The sequence below is a fragment of the Virgibacillus senegalensis genome, assembly GCF_000821245.2.
GTDB lineage: Bacteria > Bacillota > Bacilli > Bacillales > Amphibacillaceae > Sediminibacillus > Sediminibacillus senegalensis.
The window spans coordinates 94,916-113,107 of the sequence record NZ_LN611423.1 but is presented as its reverse complement, the minus strand read 5'-3'; the positions used below and the strand labels follow the sequence as shown (position 1 = coordinate 113,107).

At 42.8% G+C, this 18,192-nt stretch carries 16 protein-coding genes; 10 read left to right on the top strand and 6 right to left on the bottom strand.

What is annotated here, in order from left to right; translation table 11 throughout:
• Nucleotides 1-83 precede the first annotated feature (83 nt).
• Nucleotides 84-788 carry a class I SAM-dependent methyltransferase gene (locus BN1067_RS01945; RefSeq protein WP_053217247.1) on the bottom strand — a complete coding sequence of 235 codons (705 nt, stop codon included), beginning with the start codon at nucleotides 786-788 and terminating at the stop codon, nucleotides 84-86.
• A 206-nt stretch (nucleotides 789-994) separates the two neighbouring features.
• On the opposite strand from BN1067_RS01945, the gene BN1067_RS01940 reads away from it, so the two are divergent.
• The 4 genes from BN1067_RS01940 to BN1067_RS01925 all read left to right on the top strand — a co-directional run bounded on the left by BN1067_RS01940 (nucleotide 995) and on the right by BN1067_RS01925 (nucleotide 3,414).
• Nucleotides 995-1,495 carry a hypothetical protein gene (locus BN1067_RS01940; RefSeq protein ID WP_053217246.1) on the top strand — a complete coding sequence of 167 codons (501 nt, stop codon included), beginning with the start codon at nucleotides 995-997 and terminating at the stop codon, nucleotides 1,493-1,495.
• A gap of 347 nt (nucleotides 1,496-1,842) precedes the next feature.
• Nucleotides 1,843-2,325, top strand: a complete 483-nt coding sequence (locus BN1067_RS01935) for a DUF2975 domain-containing protein (protein ID WP_053217245.1) — start codon at nucleotides 1,843-1,845, stop codon at nucleotides 2,323-2,325.
• A 10-nt stretch (nucleotides 2,326-2,335) separates the two neighbouring features.
• Nucleotides 2,336-2,560 carry a helix-turn-helix domain-containing protein gene (locus tag BN1067_RS01930; RefSeq protein WP_053217244.1) on the top strand — a complete coding sequence of 75 codons (225 nt, stop codon included), beginning with the start codon at nucleotides 2,336-2,338 and terminating at the stop codon, nucleotides 2,558-2,560.
• Between the two features lie 26 nt (nucleotides 2,561-2,586).
• A complete protein-coding gene (locus BN1067_RS01925) occupies nucleotides 2,587-3,414 on the top strand; it encodes a DUF817 domain-containing protein (protein WP_407701344.1) in 828 nt (275 codons plus the stop codon).
• A gap of 97 nt (nucleotides 3,415-3,511) precedes the next feature.
• Here the strand turns inward: BN1067_RS01925 and BN1067_RS01920 are convergent, their stop codons facing one another.
• Nucleotides 3,512-4,552, bottom strand: a complete 1,041-nt coding sequence (locus BN1067_RS01920) for a ketopantoate reductase family protein (protein ID WP_053217243.1) — start codon at nucleotides 4,550-4,552, stop codon at nucleotides 3,512-3,514.
• Between the two features lie 179 nt (nucleotides 4,553-4,731).
• Between BN1067_RS01920 and BN1067_RS01915 the strand changes: the two genes are divergently transcribed.
• On the top strand, nucleotides 4,732-6,216 hold the full coding sequence (locus BN1067_RS01915; RefSeq protein WP_053217242.1) for a methyl-accepting chemotaxis protein: 1,485 nt from the start codon (nucleotides 4,732-4,734) through the stop codon (nucleotides 6,214-6,216).
• A 103-nt stretch (nucleotides 6,217-6,319) separates the two neighbouring features.
• On the opposite strand, the gene BN1067_RS01910 is transcribed toward BN1067_RS01915, so the two are convergent.
• Both BN1067_RS01910 and BN1067_RS19720 read right to left on the bottom strand, forming a co-directional pair.
• Nucleotides 6,320-6,793, bottom strand: coding sequence for a DUF4362 domain-containing protein (locus BN1067_RS01910; RefSeq protein WP_053217241.1), 474 nt, complete (start codon nucleotides 6,791-6,793; stop codon nucleotides 6,320-6,322).
• Between the two features lie 322 nt (nucleotides 6,794-7,115).
• Entirely contained in the window at nucleotides 7,116-7,283 is a 168-nt protein-coding gene (locus BN1067_RS19720; RefSeq protein WP_199868451.1) for a hypothetical protein, read from the bottom strand.
• A gap of 434 nt (nucleotides 7,284-7,717) precedes the next feature.
• Between BN1067_RS19720 and BN1067_RS01905 the strand changes: the two genes are divergently transcribed.
• Entirely contained in the window at nucleotides 7,718-7,948 is a 231-nt protein-coding gene (locus tag BN1067_RS01905) for an excisionase family DNA-binding protein (RefSeq protein WP_053217240.1), read from the top strand.
• A 516-nt stretch (nucleotides 7,949-8,464) separates the two neighbouring features.
• On the opposite strand, the gene BN1067_RS01900 is transcribed toward BN1067_RS01905, so the two are convergent.
• Nucleotides 8,465-9,427 carry an LCP family protein gene (locus BN1067_RS01900; RefSeq protein ID WP_053217239.1) on the bottom strand — a complete coding sequence of 321 codons (963 nt, stop codon included), beginning with the start codon at nucleotides 9,425-9,427 and terminating at the stop codon, nucleotides 8,465-8,467.
• A 455-nt stretch (nucleotides 9,428-9,882) separates the two neighbouring features.
• Here BN1067_RS01900 and BN1067_RS01895 point away from each other — a divergent pair, with 455 nt between their 5' ends.
• Nucleotides 9,883-11,460, top strand: coding sequence for an alpha,alpha-trehalose-phosphate synthase (UDP-forming) (locus BN1067_RS01895; RefSeq protein WP_110943262.1), 1,578 nt, complete (start codon nucleotides 9,883-9,885; stop codon nucleotides 11,458-11,460).
• Nucleotides 11,461-11,625: 165 nt separating this feature from the next.
• Nucleotides 11,626-12,516: a UTP--glucose-1-phosphate uridylyltransferase GalU gene (galU, locus tag BN1067_RS01890; RefSeq protein ID WP_053217238.1), complete on the top strand. Its 891-nt coding sequence runs from the start codon at nucleotides 11,626-11,628 to the stop codon at nucleotides 12,514-12,516.
• A gap of 107 nt (nucleotides 12,517-12,623) precedes the next feature.
• On the opposite strand, the gene BN1067_RS01885 is transcribed toward galU, so the two are convergent.
• Nucleotides 12,624-13,298, bottom strand: a complete 675-nt coding sequence (locus BN1067_RS01885; RefSeq protein ID WP_053217237.1) for a serine/threonine-protein kinase — start codon at nucleotides 13,296-13,298, stop codon at nucleotides 12,624-12,626.
• A 289-nt stretch (nucleotides 13,299-13,587) separates the two neighbouring features.
• Here BN1067_RS01885 and BN1067_RS01880 point away from each other — a divergent pair, with 289 nt between their 5' ends.
• Together BN1067_RS01880 and ppc are read left to right on the top strand one after the other, a co-directional pair.
• Entirely contained in the window at nucleotides 13,588-15,093 is a 1,506-nt protein-coding gene (locus BN1067_RS01880; RefSeq protein WP_234400616.1) for a DUF4179 domain-containing protein, read from the top strand.
• Between the two features lie 211 nt (nucleotides 15,094-15,304).
• Nucleotides 15,305-18,037 (top strand): phosphoenolpyruvate carboxylase, encoded by a 2,733-nt coding sequence (gene ppc, locus BN1067_RS01875; RefSeq protein ID WP_053217356.1) that lies wholly within the window; start codon nucleotides 15,305-15,307, stop codon nucleotides 18,035-18,037.
• The last annotated feature ends 155 nt before the right edge of the window (nucleotides 18,038-18,192 follow it).

Genomic DNA, 18,192 nt, shown 5'->3' with positions numbered 1-18,192 from the left:
TCCCGGGCTTTTTCGTGGAGAATGCTACCTGGGTGGAATTTGAAAGTTGCCTGGTGAAAGTGGAAATATAAGCATAAGGATATTTAAGTTGAACGATGACAAATGTACAAATAAGCTGCGATTTTGGAAGCAAATTTCTCCGTCAGCAGTTGATGATTCATCAGCAGGTCGTTATAATCTCTATCCAGCTTTTCGATGCTGTATACTTCCCCAGGAGCTTCGCTATGTGTGGGAATTCGCTTTGAATTTATGTGTTTAAATCCTGCTTCAGCAATCCTTTTTTTCCACTCCCTTTCCTTTAACAACTCAGAAAAACCATAGAACTCTTTAAAGTTCGTTTCTTCCTCGGGCTCCAACAAATCTATTTTCGTCAGTTCATTCATGATTAACATTCCGTCATTTTTCAGTACACGGTGGTATTCCTTCAATGCGCTCTGTATTTGGGTGAAGGCTGTTACAGATTCAGACAAGATAATATCAAAGCTATTGTCTTCAAATGGGAGTTTTTCGATTCTCCCTAGGAGTACCCTCGGTGGAACAGCAATCCCGGCGATGCGGCTTTTGGCTTTTAGAACCATTTCTTCATGGTGATCAATCCCATAAACGGTACATCTAAACTTTTCAGCGATATAAGCAATTGTCTGTCCCGTTCCGCAGCCGACATCCAATACTTTCGATTGGTTGTTTATGTCGAGTGTTTTTAGCATGAACTGTGTATGTTTGAAGCTGCCAGGATGGGCCCCGGCAACATTCAGTGCAGCTAGTAAATCGGTGTAGTTTTTCTTCACAAATCATTCACTCCCAAGCAAATTATAAAAAAAAAGAACGCTGCTTTGGTTCCGTATATGCTATGCATATTAGGGGTAAAAGGGAGTAGGCTAAGAGCAGATCGTTTTGTTAAATCCAGCCAACCACTTGGGTATCTTTCTTTTGTTATGTAGATAGTGTTATAATTTTCTAGTCTTTATTTCTAACATCAAAGGAGAGAACACAATTGAAAAAGTTATGGTTTAGCATTCTTGTGATTTCATTGGCTGTACTGTTCACTGCTTGTTCAGATAGTGATGCGGACAACGAAAACCAAGACACATCTAAAGCAGACGAAGAGACGTCTGATACAATCGAAGCGGATACGACTGATATTAAACCAGGCGATATCGAAATTACGGATGAAATAAAAGACATGACTTATTCCACGATGGAAGGTTATGAAGGAGTCAAAGACGCTTATATCGAAGTAGACGGCGACCAGATCACCATGACTCTTCAAGTGGCTGCGAGCTTGAATGAGGAGAAGCGCAAAGAACTGGGGGACAATTTCGTCCGAAATCTATCTTCCAATGCTTCCTTCTATTACGATGAACTAGAGGGTCCTGAGAAAGATAGTTATGGTACCCTTTTTGAAGTGTTTGATTTGCAAATCGGAGTTGGCCCTGGTTCTGAGGATATTCTTCAGGGAGCAAAGGTGACATCCGGCAAAAGCATTATGTGGTAATGTTTATAGTTAGTTAACAGAAATGGATGACCAACTCAAAAATATACGAAAGCATTGGACCGAATCTCTTAGGGATTTGGTCTTTTTTATGCCGATTTACAGTATACCTGATCAAATGATGGGAAGGGAAAAAGTTTCCCGTAGGGTCGTCTGAATTATGAAATCAATAGCTTCACGTTTCTTAAGGGCATTTCTCTGCGAAGAGGAATGCTTTTTCTATTTATTAGTAACGCAGGAGTTGTTTAAATAAAAATAAAAATATAATATAAATCATTAATTATTTATTGTAAAACGATAAACGGCGTGTTAGAATTCATATTAATTATAAACAGGTGAGGTGCTTTTTTATGAACCGTGGAACGACACTCTTTTTAAGGATAGCTGTTATTCTTATTGGCATCCCGATTCTTGCCTTGTGCATATTTGTTGTGCCGGAAATAGGGAACTTTGCAGCAGAACTTTATCCGGAAAGTGCTTACTTGAAATACCTTGTATATATCGACTTGTACATTACAGCGTTCCCGTTTTATTTTGCGCTGTATCAGGCGTTTAGGCTTTTAAATTTTATTGACCGCAACAAAGCCTTCTCGGAATTATCGGTAAAAGCGCTAAAGAAAATAAAGTACTGTGCAATCACTATCAGCGCCTTTTATGCAATAGGCATGCCCCTCTTTTATCTTATTGCGGAGGCGGATGACGCTCCAGGAATTATACTGATCGGTATGGTCGTAATTTTTGCAGCGATGGTAATTGCAGTCTTTGCTGCTGTTCTTCAAAGGCTTTTACAGGAAGCGATTCATATCAAATCAGAAAATGATTTAACGGTTTGAGGTGAAGAATATGGCGATTATAATCAATATCGATGTAATGCTGGCGAAAAGGAAAATGAGCGTAACCGAACTATCAGATAGAGTCGGGATTACGATGGCCAATCTTTCTATATTGAAAAATGGAAAAGCAAAAGCGATTCGGATATCGACCTTGGAAGCAATATGCAAAGCGTTGGACTGTCAACCAGGTGATATTTTGGAATACAGAAGTGATGAAGATAGCCAAGATGGATAAAGGAAAGGAAAATTTCAATGAATCAAATGGAAAAACGAGAAACTGCTCAGGTATTCAACCATTCAAAAATGGATGTACCATTCAAGAGACCGTTCAACCAACTCGTTCGTTTTTGTTGGGAGCAGGCCTTGTCTTGCTTGTTTCCTGTTGTTATTTTTGCCTCTCTGGCTTTTACAAAAGTAGTGCCGCTTCCCTTTCTGCCACGATATGACTGGCTGCTCATCATTTGCCTTCTCATGCAGGTATGGATGGTGCGTTCCGGGCTTGAAACAAAGGACGAATTAAAAGTCATTACGGTGTTCCACCTGATCGGGCTTGCTCTAGAGCTTTTTAAGGTACATATGGGCTCTTGGTCATATCCGGAAGAAGGGTATGCGAAAATATTAGGGGTGCCTTTGTATAGCGGGTTCATGTATGCAAGCGTGGCGAGTTACCTTTGTCAGGCCTGGAGGAGGTTAACGGTTGAATTGATTAATTGGCCGCCATTTTGGATGGTTGTTCCATTGGCATCTGCCATTTATTTGAACTTTTTCACCCATCATTATTGGTTGGACATTCGTTGGGTTTTGTCAGGGCTTGTACTCATCGTTTTTTGGAATTCATGGGTCGCCTACGAGGTAAATGGAACCCGCTATCGTATGCCGCTCGCACTTTCTTTTGTACTTATTGGATTTTTTATCTGGATCGCCGAAAATATCTCCACTTTCTTTGGGGCATGGCAATATCCTAACCAAACCGATGCATGGAGTCTTGTTCATTTAGGGAAGGTGAGTTCGTGGCTTTTATTGGTGATTGTTAGTTTTCTTATCGTAGCGACCTTGAAGCAGGTGAAGGGGAAAAAAGCCGCTGAATAGTTTCCTATTTAAAAGCAAATGCTCGACATAACCGTATGGCGGCATCTCACACTCAAAAAACAGCGATCATCAAACCGATGATCGCTGTCTTTTTTAACTAGATTTCTTTTTTGATTAATTCCTTGAAGTAAGCAAGGTTTTCTTCAAAAACAGGTACGGTTTTTTCGTCCTCTGCTTTTCGAACCAAGCTTACTAACAAATCGTTGAAAGGGGTAGGGGTGCCGGTTTCTTTCCCTTTTGTTGCTACCACTCCATTGATATAGTCAATTTCTGATTTGCGCTGCTTTTCCAAGTCCTGCAGCATGCTTGCTCTCAAGCGGGCTTGAGGTTCGAATACTTTTCTCGCCAAGCCGATCACTTGGGCCAGATTGCTTTTATCTTTATTGATTTTGAATGTTTTCGCCACATCGATACCGGCTATGGAGGTGAAATCGACTCCGGAAGCTTGTCCTGCTTCCAAGGTTTCATCTGCTAACATTACTGCACTTGTAACCGCTGCATCGTCTGCAAGCACATCCCCGTAGGTACAGCCAAATACGGTGGAGGTGCCGCTCATTGCCACGTTAACCAGCAACTTGGACCACTTGGTACCAACCAGGTTTGTAGAAATTTCAGTGCCTCCAACCAGCTCGAGGATGTCTTTGATTTCTTTCGTCCGATCTGAAATAGATCCGTCCAACTCACCGATTTGAAAAGCATTTGCTTTGAAAGAATCAACGGCAGTAGTCAATTCGGATACACCTGGTTTGATCCAGGTCGCCCCAAATTCTACAGAGCCGCCGATAACACGATTGTCACCTAGCTCAGTGGCGAGTCCTTCTTCAGGGACACCGTTCTGCAAGGAAAGAACAAGGCTGTTTTGGTTTATATATTGCTTAAGATTTTCCAGCACTTGTGGATTGTAGACCTGTTTAGTCAGTAATAAGACTAAGTCATAGATGCCGTCCATCTCATCGGGGGTGATGGCTTTAACCGGAATATTGTCCTCCAACGTACCAACAATGGTCGCACCATCTTTATTTAAGGCATCAACATGCTCCTGATTTACATCAATTAATTCCACTGTTTGCTTTCCCTTTGACAAAAAAGCGCCAATAATTGTACCTAAAGATCCAGCTCCCATAACTGCAATTCTCATTATGTATCCTCCCTGTGGTGTATAGAATAGGTAATAAAACCTAAAATTCTTGGTAAATAGCATAAAAATTATACCAAAATGGGAATTTTTTATCAAATTTTATTCCTTTTATAGGAAATATGTATTACCATAGAAACTGCGTCATCTAATAAAGTTCAAACAGGGGAAAGGGAGATTGGATGGAACAGCATGATAGTTATAACACGCAGCGGGTACATAACGTTAATTTGATACTTTTGTTGGTTGTCGTATTTCTTTTGGTCATACCAATTGTTTTTGAGCGGGGACTTGCAGACAGTATTGGTATTGTGGTTGCCGGGGCAGTTGTTCTTCTTCTGTCAGTTGGAAATTACTTTTTGCCGATTCGTACTTATTGGAAAGGATTTATTTTTGCACTTCTGCCATACCTCGTTGTCATCGCACTTTTTTTCTCGGATGGTTTTGCTTTAAATAAGCATTATTTAATCTTATTATCCATTGCTATGATTGCATTATATTTTAAAAAAGGACTGATCCTACTTTTTGGAGTAGTTGTCGATGCAGGGCTGGTTTTAACTTATTTGTTCAATTCGGCAGAACTTTTAAATATAGACGATAATTTTAAAGGATTCATTACGGTATTTGTATTGGTCAATGCTATTTTGGCTGTTTTATATTTATTGACCAGCTGGGGACGTGAACTGATTGATGCTTCCTATGAAAAAGAGATGGAAGCAAAGCAGTTGGTGGAGAAATTGGAAGAAACGTTCCACTCGATTGAAGAAGGAACAGCTACACTGGAAAGTAATATTGGCAATTTTAATACCAACATTTCTACCATTTATGATTCGAGTCATAATATCTTGGATTCCGTCCAGCAAATGGCTGCCGGCATTCAAGAAGAAGCGAACAGTGTCAGCCTCGTAAGTGAATCGATGGGAAGTTCGTTGGAAAAAACCAATCAAACGATCGCAATTTCACAGCAAATAGCCGATCAATCAGATGTCATGAATAACAAAGTGCAGGATGGTTGGGATAAAATTCAGCGGGTTACCGAACACTTCACTACGGTTAATTCGGCAATCGGAACAACGGCTGTAACCGTTTCGGATTTGCAGTCCAGCCTTGAAACAGTGAATTCCTTGTTGGAAGGAATCAAGCAAATTGCCGAACAAACAAATTTGCTAGCTTTAAATGCCGCAATTGAATCAGCGCGTGCGGGAGAACAGGGCAAAGGCTTTGCAGTCGTAGCAGACGAAGTTCGCAAGCTGGCCGAACAGAGTGCCAATATAACGGTGGACATTACCGAGGTTACCAATACGCTCTTTCATAAGTCGCAGGAAGCACAGGACAAATCGAGTCAGGGTGAGTCAGCCGTAGAGGAAGGGCAGAAGTTATTAACCGAAGTATCACAGTTTTTTGAGGAAATGAAAGACTCGTTCCAAGGGACAAATGAACAGCTGTCGTTAGGAATGGAGGAAATCAAATCGGCTACAGACAATTTTGTCCATATCCAATCGCAAATTGAAAATGTAGCCAATATTTCCGAAGAAAATGCGGCTTCAACCCAGGAGATCGTTTCGACATTGGAAAATGAACATGAGTTGATTGCCGTCATCAATGATGCTGTAGCAGAAATAAATAAACTAAGTGGTGAGCTGAAAGAAATGGTCAAAAACAAGTAAGTAGATAGGTTGAGAGCGGGACGTCCGTGGGTCCTAAAATAAAGCCTAAAACCAAAAAAGGAACAGCGACGGAAGAACCGTTCTGTTCCTTTTGATTTTGTGCTTACCTGAATGCCTCTTCGGTTCCGACAAAGCCAATCATCGTGGATACTTCAGATTCATCTTCGGCTGAGCAAGAGCTTAGATAGACAACAGGTCCCCGTTGGGAAATGTAGGAACACTCGTATGTACCGGCAGGGGATTGTTCATAGTTGCCGTAGTTATTTTCAAAGGTGATCGTTTCTCCGTTGTAGGAAATCTTGTTCTCACTGTGACTTCCATCAAGGTCAAAGACCGAAATATTTACTTCGTCTTCTTTGTTTTCTTCCACATTGGTGATCAGCTGTGTGAGCTTTTCTGCATTTTCTACTTCGACTGCGCCTTGGACGATTTCATCAAAGCTATTGGCTTGATGCTGGGCGATTACATCTCCGTTTTCCCGGGCATCTTCGACGGAATAACTTTCTTCTGATTCAGCATTTGAACAGGCTGCAAGCAACGCTAGCGGAAGTAATAAAAGTAATAGTGATTTTTTCATAATGCCTCCTTGGTTTTGACTTTTTCAGGATGGCGTAGTGTGGGTATTGGATATGGCGGAAATGCTGGGTTAGATAAGGTGTAGTTGTGTATACGTTAAATAAGTGGAGAGTGTATGCAAGGACCAAATAAGGACGTGGTTGGGAAACGTATGCAATGCATCTCCTGAGTGTGTGGCGCATCCTTCGATAATGCTTACTTTATAGTATATTTTCAAATAACTCCAGATACAACTTTTATTTCATCTCTTACCAAATAAAGGGATAGTTTTTTTGGCAAAAAAACTAAGGCCCAGATGCCTTAGTTTTATCTTAATGATGGATTTATGCTGCTCTATTGTGCTCATCCTCTTGATTAGAGAATTCCGGACTTTTCATGAACTCCCGCTGAACATCCCAAAAGTAAACCCTTGGTAGTCCCCAATACAACCAGTACTCTTGAACCAACGACGTTCCGACAAACAAAACCATCTGCCAATCCACACCCCGCATTTATCATCCTCCCATCTTCTCCGAGTCTTCTCCGGGGACAGTCCCCAGAATCGATTATTCCCTTTAAGATCTGATTGAGGGGTCAGTCCCCATATCAAGTACGTGCGCTGAACATACCTAAATGGGGACAGACCTTTTTGGAGAAAAAATCGCTCCATGACAGCAATGTTACTGTTTCAACCTCCTGAAAGGAGAAAAAATAGTGGTTTTGGGGACAGTCCCCGAATCAGAAGTTGGCTGTCCCTGGTGCCGTTCGGGGACTGTCCCCGGTCTTCTCTTTACTATATGGTTTGGCTAGCTTGTTTCAGTACTTGGTCGGATTGAGCTTTTGTATCAATTTACTGGCATTCCGGACTGGTTTTTGCCACAATAGGAGTAAGGAAAGGGCGCAAAGAGGAGTATTCCAAAACTTCCAAGGAAAAGAGGGTGATGCTGTGTATATGACGGTGAAGGAAACGGCGGAGTATTTGTCGATGAAGGAGTCGGTAATTGATAAGCTGATTCTTCATAACCGTATCCGGGCCATCCATGATGGCGAGCAGTATCTGATAAATAAGGAACAGTTTGTTTCCCATTTGGAAGAGATGGAAAAATACAAGCAGATGATTCAGGATTACCTTAATGAACCAATGCCGGAAGATATCGACGTGAAAGACGAAGATTAATAGAAAAAGCGGGACACCAATAAGGTAACGGATCGGTACGAAAGTGAAAAATGTAAGATAACAACTCTTTAAGCATTCCAATTAGCATATAAATTGGAATGCTTATTAATTTTGAACAATGTTTATGTCCAAGATGACAGCAAATTTACAATTGCTAAAAAACTCCCCAGTTACGGTTGCTAATTGCCTCCACTAAAACACCGATAAAATGGGTATTTACGTTAAAATACTTTTCAAGTAAGGAGGTTTTTATGGGAGGAATAATTAACTTATTGTTAGGAGTCAGCGTTGTTTTTAAAATAATGGTATTTTCCAGTGTGAATAATAAAAAATAGTTACTTTTGGTAGTTAAACTAAAACGGCTGCGTTAGTTGTAGAAGAAAATAAAAAGAAACGCTCAGAGATTAAAAAATTTCTGAGCGGTTTTCAATGTTCAATCGATTGCGTTTTTACCTTTTCCTTGTAATATCGTAACCCAAATCCGAACTGGTTACCAATAAGGTCTCCCACTTATGATTATTCGTCTGACAAAAAGTCTTGCATTAAAGCTGCGTTTTGTTCAAGGTCGATCGATAACGCCAAACCGACATTTTCATATCTTACATCTTGATAAGTACCGTCTTCCGGTATTCTCAGTGTTTCAAATTCCTTGGTGTTTCCTAAGACGACATCTTTTGCCATGCTGGTTAACAAACCAGTACGGACATTGGTATCGACATACCCTTGAGCATAGCCGATCAGTTCTGGAAGTTTGGTAACCGTAGAGACGCTTTTGACTTTTTCAGTCAGCTTTTGAATGACTTCCTGCTGGCGCTGTACCCTGCCGAAATCGTTTTGGTTGTCATGTCGAAAACGGGCATATGCGAGCAGCTCTTCCCCGTTCAACTTCTGCGTTCCCTCTTGTAGCTGAACTCCCAGCGCTTTTTTATCCTGGGTCATTTCCGGCGTTACGGTCGCTTCAATTCCATTTGGCGCAATCGTATCGACTACATCCACGAAACCTTCAAATCCAACAATCGCATAGTAATGTAAATCAATGCCGAAGTTTTGGCTAATTGTTTCCCTCAATAAATCGGGACCGCCTATCGAATAGGCAGCGTTGATTTTGTTATAGCCATGGCCCGGTATTTCTACATACGTATCACGCATAATTGAAACGATTTTCGGGCGCTTGGCACTCGAATCGTAATGGGCAACCATGATGGTGTCAGTTCGAGCTCGCTCATCACTGCGGGAATCATCCCCAAGCAACAGTACGTTAAAATTATCAGCCGTTTCTTCTGCTCCATGGAACTCGAACTCTTCTTTCGGATTCTTTTCTTCAGCTGTTGACTTAGCTTGGTACCATTGAAAGATCGAATAGGCACCAATTCCTATTACAAGCAGCAAGAAAATCAAAAGCAACCGTCTTCTTTTTTTGCGCTTTCTCTTTCGTTTTATTCTTCTATTTTCCAAACCTTTATCGTTTGTCTCTGTCATTATGAACTCTCCTAATGTGGGATAGATAACATAGTTTTTCCGGTTTTCCGGAAGGCTTTCCCCTCTCATTCTATCATAATAATGCCGGGGATAACTATAGTACATTCCCGTTTTTTACGTACAGCTGCTCTATAGCAGGGTATCCGGCGGTAAGAATGGAGGTAACGGAAACTATTGTCAGATTACCTATCAAAAATGAAACAACTCCCTTACTATTCATTTATAATATGACTTACTACCATTAATCCGGCTTTAACTTCTTCTTTTTATACGTCTTTGTACCGTTAAACGATTTCGTTACTTTTGATTAATTACCGGACTTTCGCCTCATTTTTTTTCTTCAAAGAAGATCTTGCCAGTCCAGCCAAAATAAAACTTGTTTTATCGAGAAAAAGATAGGGTATCTATTGGTTACCAGTTATTTTTCTGACAATATTATCAAGGAGGATGGGCAAATGAAACCAGTGAAAAATGTTGAGAATGGATCGCCTGATGGTTCATCCGCAATTATCGAACAAGAAATACAAACAGGAAAAACAATATATAATAATAAATCCATAACTAATAGAGGTACCACCAAATCTCAGGAAAATAACGCAGAAACTAATCAAAACAACCAACAACAAATATCAACAAAGAAGAAGCAGGAAGGTTCGACTTTTCTTGTATTAGCGAACAGGCTTCCTGTAGATAGTTATATAGACGAAAATGGAAATGTAAGATGGAGAAGGTCGCCAGGCGGACTTGTTACAGCATTGGAACCAATGCTGAAGAAACGAGAAGGTGCCTGGATCGGATGGGCAGGAGGTACAAGCGAACCGCCTAAGCCATTCCGGGAAGACGGCATGAAGATTGTGCCGATCGAGCTGACCCAGGAAGATGTAGAAGAGTATTATGAAGGATTTTCAAACGCGACCCTTTGGCCGCTTTATCACGATGCGATGGTCACACCAATCTTTGATCGAAGCTGGTGGGATAAATACGTGGAAGTGAATCAGCGTTTTGCTGATGCTGCTGCCAAAGAAGCGGCAGAGGGAGGAACGGTGTTTATCCAGGACTATCAGCTTCAACTCGTTCCACAAATGCTGAGAGAATTAAGACCAGATGTACGAATTGGATTCTTCCTGCATATTCCTTTCCCTCCAAAAGAGTTGTTCTCCCAACTTCCATGGAGACGCAGAGTTGTCGAGGGGCTGCTCGGGGCAGACCTGATTGGTTTCCAAGTACAAGGAGCAGCACGGAACTTCCTTGATTTGACTCGTGACTTCCTCGGATTATCCCCGACGGAGAATACGGTGGTTGCCAAAGATGGCCGGACTGTAAAAGTCGACGACTATCCAATTTCTATCAGCAGTAAGGAATATGACAGCCTGGCTCGCAGTTCAGAGGTGGAGAAATTGATTCATCAATACCTTAGTGAGCTGGGAAATCGCCGCATTATTTTGGGGGTCGACCGCCTGGATTATACGAAGGGAATCGATCGACGTTTAAAGGTTTATCGTGAAATGCTTGCAGACGGCATGCTGGATCCAGAGGAGGTTGTCCTCGTTCAAGTGGCTCCGCCATCTCGTGAACGGGTGGAAAGCTATGCAAAACTCCGTGAAGAAGTAGAACGGGAAGTTGGCGGTATCAATGGTGAATTCGGACGATTTGGACTTCCGGCTGTTGATTATATCCCTCGATCTTTGAACCGTACAGAACTTGCTGCGTTATTCCGCATCGCTGACCTGATGATGGTTACGCCTATCCGGGATGGCATGAACTTAGTATGTAAGGAATATGTCGCTTCACGCATTCATGGTGATGGCAATCTGATATTAAGTGAGTTTGCAGGCGCTGCCCAGGAATTGAAAGACGCTTGGCTATGCAACCCTCATGACATTGACGGGATGAAGGAAGTGGTCAAAGAGGCCTGGGATGCATCTGAAGAAGAACAGAAGCGACGGATGAGCACGATGCGTGAACATGTTTTTGAATATGACGTCGACCGCTGGGCCAGCGATATTCTCGATGATCTTGGGATCGATAAATAAAGTTATAAATCAAGACAATAATGGATTCATGAAAAAATTCGCGTTCTGTTATAATGGGATTAGACAAATGTAGAAGCTTTCCTGGATGCCGTTCCGGGAAGGGCTTTTTCCTTTATGGCTACTAGAACGGTAAAAAAATAAAATCAGCAAAAGGGTGAGAGAAAAATGAGCAAGATCAAAAAAGCAATCATTCCAGCAGCAGGGTTAGGAACGAGATTTTTACCGGCAACGAAAGCAATGCCAAAGGAAATGCTTCCGATCGTGGACAAACCAACTATACAATATATTGTAGAAGAAGCGGTGGAAGCTGGCATCGAGGACATCATCATTGTTACTGGTAAGGGTAAACGTGCCATTGAAGACCATTTCGATTATTCTTTCGAACTGGAAGAAAATTTAAGAAGAAAAGAAAAATATGATCTACTGGAAAAAATCAAGCAGCCTGCAAAAGTGGATATCCACTACATTCGCCAAAAAGAACCACAAGGATTAGGGCACGCTGTCTGGAGTGCGCGGAAATTCATCGGAAACGAGCCGTTCGCTGTATTGTTAGGGGATGACATTGTCCAATCGGAGGTTCCTTGTCTGAAACAGCTGATGAATATTTACGATGAAACATTATCTTCAGTCATCGGTGTCCAAACAGTTCCGGAGGATGAGACGCAGCGTTACGGTATCATTGATCCTTCCAGTGAGAAGGGCCGCCTGTACGAAGTGTCAGACTTCGTGGAGAAGCCGCCTCAAGGGTCTGCACCATCCAACCTGGCAATCATGGGACGTTATATCCTGACACCGGAGATTTTCATGTACCTTGATAAACAGGAAAAAGGTGCAGGTGGGGAAATTCAGCTGACTGACGCGATTCAACACTTGAATACAATCCAACGCGTTTTTGCCTATAACTTCGAAGGAAAACGATATGATGTTGGGGAGAAATTCGGTTTCATTAAAAGTACGATTGAAATGGCTCTTCAGGATAAAGAGATGAGCGAACAGCTTACCGACTTCCTTCGCAAGGCACTGGAAGAGTATGATGTAGAAAACAGCACGAAATAACAGCGAAGCAGAAGACTGGCGTGTAATCAGGCGCGCAGTCATCTGCTTCTTTTTTTCTTTCTTAAGGGTGATAGCTCGCTACTGTAACTGAACAGTGTTACTCCTTTTCATCTTCTCCGTTTTATCAGCCTGGCAGCACGCATGACAACCTCTTCGAAAGTGGGCGTCTGGTTGTTTCCGGGCTGATACCATTTCCTGATTCGATCAATCAACCAGATAGGAACTGGTTTACCATCGACAAGGTGATAATACAAATCATAGCCTCTTTTCAAATGTTCCCATCGATAGTCGTTCCCAGGCTTGATATATTCTGATACATCAAGCAGTTTCGCACGGCCGTTCTGCATCAGTATATTTTTTAAATGGATATCCCTTGGGTTAAGCCCTAAAGAGATGATGTATTGGCGCGCATCCTCTACATCTTCCATCACTTGGCGGGGGATCGAAATACCCTGTAACAGGCAGTCATATAAAGTGATGCCCGGCTCATGGCTCAGGACTAGATAACGCTCCCCGGCGCCGTAGCAGACAGGAAAATGCCGGCTATGTCCAAGTAGATGATAAACCTGATATTCCATCTCTTTTTTTGCGGTTTTCTCTCTTGCATAAAGTTTAAAGGCATAGCCTGGAAGAGCTTGATGGCAGAAAACAGCAGCATCTGTCCCCGTACCGATTTTCGTCAATAAATTACTGGTACCGGTAACAGTTACCAACTGGTTATCCTCCGTAGCATGAATGTCGATTTGTTTTAAAGCCGGCTCGGCTATCATCCATCCGGTCATGTTTTTCCCGTCCTTCACAACAGAAGTAATGAAGCATTATTTGCTTTTGTATATTATACGCTAAGAAATCAAGGATTCGTTAATTTTTTACAGTCGCCATCCTGGGATGCCGCTGTACTATTTCTTCGATTGAAAGACTGAATTTAGAAATGCGGTAATCCCTCTGTCTTCACTCAAATTATGGAAAAACAGTGATTTTTTAAAAGGGAAAAAGGAAGATAATACAGGGATTAAGTAAGTAACTGTCGAATATGGAAATAAGGGAATCGAGAAGGAAAAGTAGGTGATCATGATCGATTGTGAACAATCCAGACGGGTAGTCAAAAAATATAAACAAGGAAAACTGCCGGATAGAAAAAAGGCAAAAGTGGAAGTGCACGTAAGCCAGTGTCCTGACTGCCGGGAGTATTTCCGTGAGTATCAGACAGACAACGGAAAAGGCATGAAGGAATGGCTTGCCGAAAAAGAGCCGAAGTTCTGGGGAATGGTATTCCTCGGTTGCTTGATCCTGGCGGGAGCTGCCTATACTTTTGGCGGATTCCATAAAGCAGCTGATTGGTGGAACAGCATCCGCATGCCTACAGAAGACAGTCTGGCGGAAATTGCACAGTATGGTATTGGCAATGAAGTGTATGTCAGCCAGCAGGACAAGGACGTCGAAGTCACCATTACGCACGTGATTTCGGATGATTTGCAGACCTTCGTTTACTATGAAGTGGAAGATCATGCGGAGGGAAGATTGCTTCGGTTGGACTATTCGGATCCTCCGAGAATAAGCAGTGACAGGGGCGTTTTTAATATGGAACGTTCCTATGGTCAGTTAGTCAATGGTTTTAAGGATGATCCACAGCAGCCGGAAGGTAAGTATCGCGGGCGTATCGCCCTGCCTCCGATAAAGGAGGACAATGGTGCGTTCGATTTGAAAATCAGTCGATTGATGGAGGTTTCTCCGGAGGATTTAGAAGAATCGAACGATCCTTATAGAGGAGCTCCTTCCACAGGAGCGTTCCAAAATGGGAAGTGGGAATTCACTATTGAAGCTGATAAAGAAGAAATGATCGAGAAACCCATAGATGTCGAGACTGAAATAGAAGGTATTCAGATAGTCGTTGATCAGGTAAGACTGGCGCCGACAGGAACCGTCATCGAGTATCGGTATGAACGGGGCCCGGCCGGCAGCGATACATTTTTTTATTTCGACCATTTATCGGATGGTGAAACATCCTATCATCGTGAGGACTTTGGTATGGCCAACGGGGTGGAACAAAACCAGGAAAGTGCGTGGGTGCACGAGCGTGCTGTGTTCGAATCGATGTACCGTACGTCGGCTGATTCATTAGAACTTGGCATCTCCAGGCTGGAACAATATATTCCGGTAAACGAATCTTTTCCAATCGATCCGGAAAAAAGCGGACCACAGTCTTTTACCTTTAAAGGAATCGATATCACAGTCGAAGACATTCAAGTCGATCAGGACACCAGTTTGACGATCAAAGAAGACTGGAACAAAGACCGGCCTTTTGAACGCCTGGAATATGAGGTTCTGTCCGAGCCGAAAAGTATGACAATTGGACAACAGGAGAAGAACGGAATTCTGGTAGATGAAGAGGGAAATAGATATGAAGAAGGCGACGTTCAAAGCTGGGAGCAAATGCAGAAGCTGCGTTATTTTCCTCTCGAACACACCTTTATTCTAGATTCCAGTGGATCGGAAGAAGTAAAGCCGATAGGAGTTAGGATTATTCGTTACCAGAAAACAGACTTTCCGACCGAAACCATTTCTTTTGATTTATAGATAGGGGGAGCAGTTATGTAGTTAGTGGAACGATTAAAATAATAGATTAATAACCTTCCTTTTTATATCGATTTTAGATGAATGACCGGTTTTTCCGTGATACTTTCGGTCATTCATTATAGAATAGAGATAAGACAACGTTTTCTAAATTCAGAAGATTTAGGGGAAGGTGACACTTTTGCATACTTTAGAAAAGGAAAGGGACAGTAGCATGTCGTTAAGAAGAGACGTAAAAGCATTAGGGAATATTCTTGGTGAAGTATTGTTGCACCATGGCGGACCTGAACTTTTGGACAAAGTGGAAAAAATCCGGGTCACCACAAAAAAACTTCGAAGTGAATATGATGAGGGAACATATAAAGCGCTGAAACAGGAAATTGCGGGATTGAAGCAGCCTATGCGCCAACAGGTGATTCGTGCATTTTCGGTCTATTTCCATTTGATCAATGCCGCCGAACAAAACCACCGTATTCGCAGACGGAGGGAATACCAGTTGCAGGAAGCGGAAATGGCACAGCCTGGATCCATAGAAAGAGCTGTGGCTTCCTTGAAAAACAAACAGATAGATGAAGAAACGATTCAAAAGGTGCTCGATGAGCTATCTCTGGAGTTAATCATTACAGCGCACCCGACAGAAGCAACCAAGCATTCCGTTTTGGAAATACAAAAGCAGATTGCCAGCATCTTGCAAAAGCTAGATCAGCCGCAGCTCACTAAAAAAGAACGAAAAGAACTGGAGGATGGGTTGGTCAATGAAGTGACCATTCTCTGGCAGACGGATGAGCTGCGCCATCGAAAGCCGACAGTCATGGATGAAGTCCGGAATGGATTATATTATTTCGACCAAACCTTTTTTGAAGTGCTTCCGGAAATCCATCAGGAGTTAGAGGAACAGTTGAAGGAAAACTACGAAGGCAGTAACTGGAAAATTCCGAATTTTCTTCACTTTGGCTCCTGGATCGGCGGGGACAGGGATGGCAATCCGAATGTCACTCCGGAAGTTACATGGGAAACATTGCACAAGCAGCGTAATCTGGCATTGAAAAAATACAAAGAAATCATCGTTCAGCTCATGAAACGTTTCAGCCATTCAACCGAGCGGGTGACGATTAGCGAAGAGTTGATTGCTTCGGTAGAAAAGGATGAAGCGGAATACATGGAAAAAGGTCAGGCTTGGGCAGTGGAAGCGGAAATCTATCGCCGGAAGTTTGCGGTCATGCTCAAACGGCTTGAAGAGACTGGGGAATCATCTATCGGTTACCAGGATGCTTCTGAAATGCTGGAAGATTTACAGCTGATCGATCGCAGTGTCCAGGCACACCAACCGGTGGGACGGGAATGGAAGGCACTGGGCAAGCTGATTAGGCAGGTGCAATTGTTTGGATTCCATCTTGCTTCGCTGGATATCCGCAATCATAGCGGCGAGCATGAAGCAGCGATTACCGAAATCCTGAAGAAGGTGCATATTGCCGATGACTATACATCGCTTTCGGAGCCGGAAAAACAACGTATACTGGAAGAAGTGTTGAATGATCCACGTCCGCTTTTGCTTCTGAATGAAGATTATTCAAAAGAAACGCAGGAAATGCTCAAGGTTTTCCAGATGATTAAAAATGCGCATGAGGAATTTGGCCGTAATGCCATAACCGTATATTTGGTAAGTATGACCGAATCGGCCAGTGATTTGCTTGAGGTTCTAGTGCTGGCTAAAGAGGCCGGTATTTACCGGGTTCATGCAGATGGATCAGTGGAGACCCATTTGAACGTAGCGCCGCTGCTGGAAACGGTCGATGATTTAATTGCCGGGCCGGAGATCATGGAAACGTTATTCCGGATGAACTGTTATCGAAGCCATTTAAGTAAGCATGGAGATCAGCAGGAAATCATGCTCGGATATTCGGACGGCAGTAAAGACGGAGGGACACTGACTGCTAACTGGAGACTATATCGGGCCCAGCAGGAAATTCATGAGGTCGCCAAAAAATTCGGTCTCGGATTGAAATTTTTCCATGGCAGAGGCGGTTCGCTTGGAAGAGGCGGCGGACCACTGAACCGGAGTATTTTATCTCAGCCTCCGGAAACCCTCGGGGATGGGGTGAAAATAACCGAGCAGGGAGAAGTGCTGTCTTCCCGTTATTTATTGGAGGATATCGCCTATCGCAGTTTGGAACAGGCTACCTCGACACTGTTGCAATCAACGGTCGATAACACGATCGGTTTTAGCGGTAGCGAAGAGATGGAGGAAGAGGAATGGCGAAGCATCATGGAGGACATCTCCAATGTCTCCTTAAAAAAATACCAGTCATTGGTGTTTGGTGACCCGGACTTCCTGACATATTTTAAACAGGCAACCCCGCTGAATGAATTAGGTGCATTGAACATTGGCTCCCGTCCAATGAGCCGGAAAAATCGCGACAAATTTGAAGATTTACGGGCAATTCCGTGGGTATTCGCCTGGACGCAAAGCAGGCAGCTGCTTCCTGCATGGTATGCAGCCGGAACGGGATTGAACAGCTATGCTTCCCAGAGTCCGGCATGTTTGGAACGGTTACAGGAAATGTATGAAAAGTGGCCATTTTTCCGTTCCACCATCGATAATTTGCAAATGGCCTTGTTGAAGGCGGATATCACGACTGCTAAAGAATATGCAGCGTTGGTCGAGGATGAGGAAATCGCAGATCGTATTTTCGGCAATATCCTGGAAGAGTACATTATGACCAGAGAAGTCTTGTTGAAAATTACCGGGAACCAGGAATTGTTGGATAATACGGTGAATATACAGGAATCGGTCCATCGCCGCAATCCGTATGTTGATCCGCTGAATTTATTGCAGGTTAACCTGATCAAAGAACTGCGGGAACAGGAAAACCCGGATGACGATTTGCTTGTGGAGGCATTGCTGACGATTAGTGGTATTGCTGCAGGATTGAGGAACACTGGTTGATAAAAGGAAGTCCCGGATGATAGACGGCTATTACCCGGGACTTTTTTTCTAGTCGATAAGCCGGCAAGAAGGCATTCCACCCAAAAAAGAGCCTGGAAGGAATTTTGTATTCCATCCAGGCTCTTTCTTTTATACGATCGTACAGGTGCAGTTCT